Source organism: Streptomyces zinciresistens K42, from assembly GCF_000225525.1.
Lineage (GTDB): Bacteria > Actinomycetota > Actinomycetes > Streptomycetales > Streptomycetaceae > Streptomyces > Streptomyces zinciresistens.
In genome coordinates, this window is record NZ_AGBF01000315.1 from 1 (window position 1) to 4,808 (window position 4,808).

Below are 4,808 nucleotides of genomic sequence, written 5' to 3' on the forward strand. Positions count from 1 at the left end.
GCACCGGTGTGCAGCAGCACGATGTCGCGCGGGGCGAGGACGTGCCCGATCCGGTCGAGTTCCTTGCGCAGGTCGGCCGTGTCGACGACGCCGGCCTCGCGGCCCCGCACGTCGAGGACGATCCCGGGGCCGAGGAACCAGTCCAGTGGCATCGCGTCGATGGGGGTCGCCGTGCGGCCGGTCGTCCTCCGGCCCGCGCGGACACGTCCGTACGTCCCCCAGTGCTCACGCGGCCCCCTTTGATCGGCGCACGGATCGGCGCACCGCTCGCGCGCGGGCCGGTGCCGGTCCGGACCCCGCACGGACCAGTAGACCAGGGCCGGGGGCGGAATGCGGGGGAATGAGACTTCAGTTCGCTTCGGGCGGCCAAAGCCGCGGGGCGCTCCGCGCGGTGCCGCTCAGGGGCCGGGGCGGGGTGCGGGCGGGGAGCCGTCCGGCTCGGGGGGTCCGGCGCCCTGCGAGCCGTCCGCCCCGGCGGGCGCGGCGTCGTGGTCCGGTGGGGGGCGCAGCATGCTGAGCACGACGGACACGGCCAGCACGGTGACGATGACGGCCAGGCTGACCAGCGAGGGGATCTCCGGGATGGAGGTGCTGATCGTCTTGTGGGCGGCCTGGAGGACCAGTTTGACGCCGATGAAGGACAGGATGAGCGCGAGGCCCACGCTCAGGTAGTGGAAGCGGTCGAGGAGCCCGGCGAGCATGAAGTACAGGGCGCGCAGTCCCAGGATGGCGAAGGCGTTGCTGGTGTAGACGATGAACGCGTCGCTGCTCACGGCGAGGACGGCGGGCACGCTGTCCACGGCGAACACGAGGTCGGCGGCCTCGATGGCGACGACGACGGCGAGCAGCGGTGTGGCGACGCGCTTCCCGGCCTCCTTGACGAAGAAGTGCGGGCCCGCGTACTCGTCGCGCACGGGAACGACCTTGCGCAGCAGGCGCACGGCCAGGCTCCTGCCGGGGTCGAAGCTGTCGTCCTCGCCCTTGAGGATCTTGTAGGTGCTGTAGAAGAGGATCGCGGCGAAGACGAACAGCACGGCGGTGAAGCGGCTGACCACCGCCACACCGGCGGCCAGGAAGAGGCCGCGGAAGACCAGGGCGCCCAGGACGCCGAGGAACAGCACGCGGTGCTGGTAGGCGCGCGGGACCTTGAAGTAGCCGAAGATGAGCGCGAAGACGAAGAGGTTGTCCACCGACAGGCTCTTCTCCAGCAGCCAGGCGGTGGTGTACTCGACGCCCGCCGTGGTCCCCACGACGGCGAAGACGACGGCGCCGAAGACCACGGCGAGGCCGACCCAGACCCCGCTCCAGGCGGCGGCCTCGCGAAAGCCGATGACGTGCGCCTGGCGGTGGGCCAGGAGGTCCACCGCAAGGGACGCCACCACGGTGACGGCGAACACCAGCCACAGCCACACCGGCACGTCGTACACGGCCCGACCCCTCCCTCGAATCCCTCGGCACCGACCGGCGCCTTCCCTCTCCGAGTCTGGGCCATGCGGGAGGGGCCCGCCTCCCCCACCGCGCGCCCTCTGCGCCGTCCGCGTGACCGCGCGGGCCCGCGGCGTCCGGCTCCCGCCGCCGTGCGGCGCCGTGCGGGCGGTCCGGCACGACCGCCCGCTCCTCACTGACTCGTAATTCAGGAGTCCACAGCGGCGTGGACCGAGGACCGCTGGAAGATCCCGCCTACCACCCCGCGGGCGAGCGGGCCTCGGCCGGTCCCGCGAGCGGCTGCCGCACACCCGGCGGCGGCTCCCCGGGCGCACGACCGGGCGGTCGGCACGCCTGATCGGACAGCGAAGGATCCGATGCGAAACGACATCTCAGCGTCCTCCTGGTCCTGTCGGCGAGCCTGCTCGTCGTGCAGGCACCCGCGGGCGCCGCCCCGCGCGGTCGAGCGGCCGGCCGACGGCGACCGCGCCGTGGTGCTGCTCGACCGGGGTGACAGCCCCGCGGCCCTCACCGCGAAGGCGTCGCCGGTCGGCCTGTCCGGGAACCGGTTCACGGCGCCCGCCGGTCAGTCGCCGTGCGGCCCCGGCGGGGCCGCGAGGGCGCGGTCGACGGGCTGGAACTGATCGTCGACCAGGCCCAGGCGGTGGGCGACGACGGCCGCCTGGACGCGGTTGCGCAGCTCCAGCTTCTGGGTGATCGCGCCGATGTGGGTCTTCACCGTGGTGATGCCGAGATGGAGGGCCCGGCCGATCTCGGGGTTGGAGTGCCCGGCGCCGACGAGGGCCAGCACCTCCCGCTCGCGTTCGGTCAGGGAGCCGTCCCGCGCGGCTCCCGTGCCGACCCCGGGGCCGGTCGTGGTGGCCGTGGCGCGGTGGGCCTGGACGGCGCGGGCCAGCACGCGGGCCAGCACCGCGGGCGCGAGGAGCGGCTCGCCCCGCGCGGCCGAGCGCACGGCGTCGATCATCGCGTCGGGAGCGCCGTCCTTGAGGAGGTATCCCATGGCCCCGGCGCTCAGCGCGCCGTACACGTCGGCGTCGTCGTCGAAGGTGGTCAGCATCAGCACCCGGGTCGTCGGCACGCCGGCGAGAATCCTGCGGGTGGCCTCGATGCCGTCCAGGCGCGGCATGCGCAGGTCCATCAGGATGACGTCGGGGCGCAGCCGCTGGGCGAGCAGGACGGCTTCCTGGCCGTCCGCGGCCTCGCCGACCACGTCCTCGCCCGCGGTGCGCAGCAGCAGGGTGACGCCCGCTCTGACGAGTGCCTGGTCGTCGACGACGAGCACGCTGATCACGGGCGTACCGCCAGCGGCAGCGCGGCGGCCAGGTGCCAGCCGTCGGGGGCGGGGCCGGCGACGAGTGTCCCGCCGAGCACCTCGACGCGTTCGCGCATTCCGGAGAGGCCGTGGCCGGAGGCGGGAAGGGGCACGGCGGGGGCGAGCCGGAGGGTGTTGGTGACGTCGATGAGGATCCGGTCGTCGCGCACGGCGACGGTGGCCGCCACGTCGGAGCCGGGTCCGCCGTGCTTGAGGGCGTTGGTGAGGGCCTCTTGCAGGACGCGCGCGGTGGTGACGCGCAGTGCGAGCGGCGCCTGCCCGGCGCGGTCGTCGTGCGTGAGGGTGACGCGCAGCCCGGCGGTCCGGCTGCGCTCCACGGCATCGGTGATCATCTGTTCCGGATCGGCGAGGACGTCGGGGGTGCCCGGGTCGCGCAGGACGTGCAGCAGGCCGCGCAGGTCGACGAGGGTCTGGCGGGCCGCGGTCTGGATGGTGGTGATGCCCTCGAGCGCCGCGTCGAGCCGCTGCCGCTCGTCGGGCGCGTGGGTGGCGGCGTAGTGGGCCGAGCCTGCCGTCAGGGCTATCGCGGAGACATGGTGGGCGACGAGGTCGTGCAGGTCGCCCGCGAGGTGGGCGCGCTCGGCCATGCGGGCCGCGCGGGTCTCCACCAGGCGCCGCTCCTCCGCCTCGCGGACGCGTTCCTCGGCGACGACGGCGGCCTGGCGCAGGACGGCGAGATAGCGGCCGAAGGCGGCCGGGGCGGCCACGGCCAGGGCGGTCGCGACGAGCATCAGCACGCCGTCGGCGCCGTCGAGCAGGCGGTCGTAGTCCTGGCCCATGCCCGCGACGACGGCGATGAACGTCACCGCCCAGGCCGGCACGGTGACGGCAGTGCCGTGGCGGTAGGCGACCACGCCGAGCAGGAAACCCGAGGTCAGAGGGGCCACCTGGCTGATGTCGGGCAGGACGACGCCTATGACGGCGGTCAGGACCACGCAGAGGGCGAGCCCGACGACGGGGAGCCTGCGCGCGAAGGCGAGGGTCAGGGCGGCCGCCTCGATGAGCGACCACTGGAGCACCGGCTGGTCCGTGGCGGGACCGAGCGCGATACCGGCGGCGGCGGCCCCTGCCGCCGCGAGCGCGATCAGCGGATCGAGCCAGGGGCGGCGATGCAGGGATGGTCTCACCGCTACACCCTAGTGCGCCCGGATTGCGGCGGCCTCCTCCCATCGGCCGGTCGCGCTCCTGCTCCCGGCCGCCCGGTCCGGCCTTGGCGCAGGAGGCGGGGCGGGCGGCGGCGGACCTAGCGTCGGGCACAGGCCGCGAACGGGCGCGTGGCGGGCCGCGAAGCGGTCGGCCACGCGCGGCCCGGCGGCCAGGCGTAGCGCGGTGACCGCCGTCGCCTCCCGTACCTGCACGGCAGAAAGGCCCACGACCGGTGTCGTTGCTCATGGAGTTTGCCCGAAGTCCGCTGAGCGTGGGAGCGGTGGCGCCGAGCGGCCGGTCCCTGGCCCGGGTGATGACGTCAGCCGTGCCGCGGTCCGGTGAGCCGGTGGTGGTCGAGCTCGGTCCGGGGACCGGGGCCTTCACCACGAGCATCCAGGAGCGCCTGGGCGGCCGGGGCCGGCATGTCGCGGTGGAGCTCAACGAGCGTCTCGCCCGGGGCCTGGTCCTGTCCCACCCGGGGGTGGACGTCGCGCAGGCCGACGCGCGCGCCCTGGCGTCCGTCCTCGCCGAACGCGGACTGAGCACCGCCGACGTGGTGGTCAGCGGCCTTCCGTGGGCGACGTTCTCGGCGCGTGACCAGAGCGACATCCTCTCGGCCGTCGTCGCGGTCCTGCCGCCGCACGGGGCGTTCACCACCTTCGCCTACGTCCACGCCCGGTGGAGCGCTCCGGCGCGGCGGATCGCCGGGGCGCTGCACGCCCACTTCGAGGAGGTCGTCGTGGGCCGCACCGTGTGGGACAACCTGCCGCCCGCGCTGGTCTACCACTGCCGGCGCCCGGTGCGCTGATCCGCCGCTCCGGTCGCCGCCGCGGCGTGCGGCGTCGCGGGTCGACGCCGCACGGGCCCGGGGACGCGCGTCCCG

5 protein-coding genes are annotated in these 4,808 nt (G+C 74.8%); 1 reads left to right on the forward strand and 4 read right to left on the reverse strand.

What is annotated here, in order from left to right:
- The 4 genes from SZN_RS43400 to SZN_RS35375 all read right to left on the reverse strand — a co-directional run.
- A partial coding sequence (locus SZN_RS43400; protein WP_341865613.1) for a cyclase family protein occupies positions 1 to 302 on the reverse strand: 302 nt, incomplete at its 3' end.
- A 96-nt stretch (positions 303 to 398) separates the two neighbouring features.
- Entirely contained in the window at positions 399 to 1,427 is a 1,029-nt protein-coding gene (locus tag SZN_RS35360; RefSeq protein ID WP_007504927.1) for a TerC family protein, read from the reverse strand.
- A 584-nt stretch (positions 1,428 to 2,011) separates the two neighbouring features.
- A complete protein-coding gene (locus SZN_RS35370) occupies positions 2,012 to 2,737 on the reverse strand; it encodes a response regulator (RefSeq protein WP_007504928.1) in 726 nt (241 codons plus the stop codon).
- Entirely contained in the window at positions 2,734 to 3,906 is a 1,173-nt protein-coding gene (locus SZN_RS35375; RefSeq protein WP_007504929.1) for a sensor histidine kinase, read from the reverse strand. Before SZN_RS35375 ends, SZN_RS35370 begins: the two co-directional genes overlap by 4 nt.
- 263 nt (positions 3,907 to 4,169) lie before the next feature.
- Here SZN_RS35375 and SZN_RS35380 point away from each other — a divergent pair, with 263 nt between their 5' ends.
- On the forward strand, positions 4,170 to 4,733 hold the full coding sequence (locus SZN_RS35380) for a class I SAM-dependent methyltransferase (RefSeq protein ID WP_043734849.1): 564 nt from the start codon (positions 4,170 to 4,172) through the stop codon (positions 4,731 to 4,733).
- The last annotated feature ends 75 nt before the right edge of the window (positions 4,734 to 4,808 follow it).

Coding starts and splice junctions, on each gene's coding strand:
- SZN_RS35380 (WP_043734849.1), top strand. CDS start 4,170: ATGGAGTTTGCCCGAAGTCCGCTGAGCGTGGGAGCGGTGGCGCCGAGC.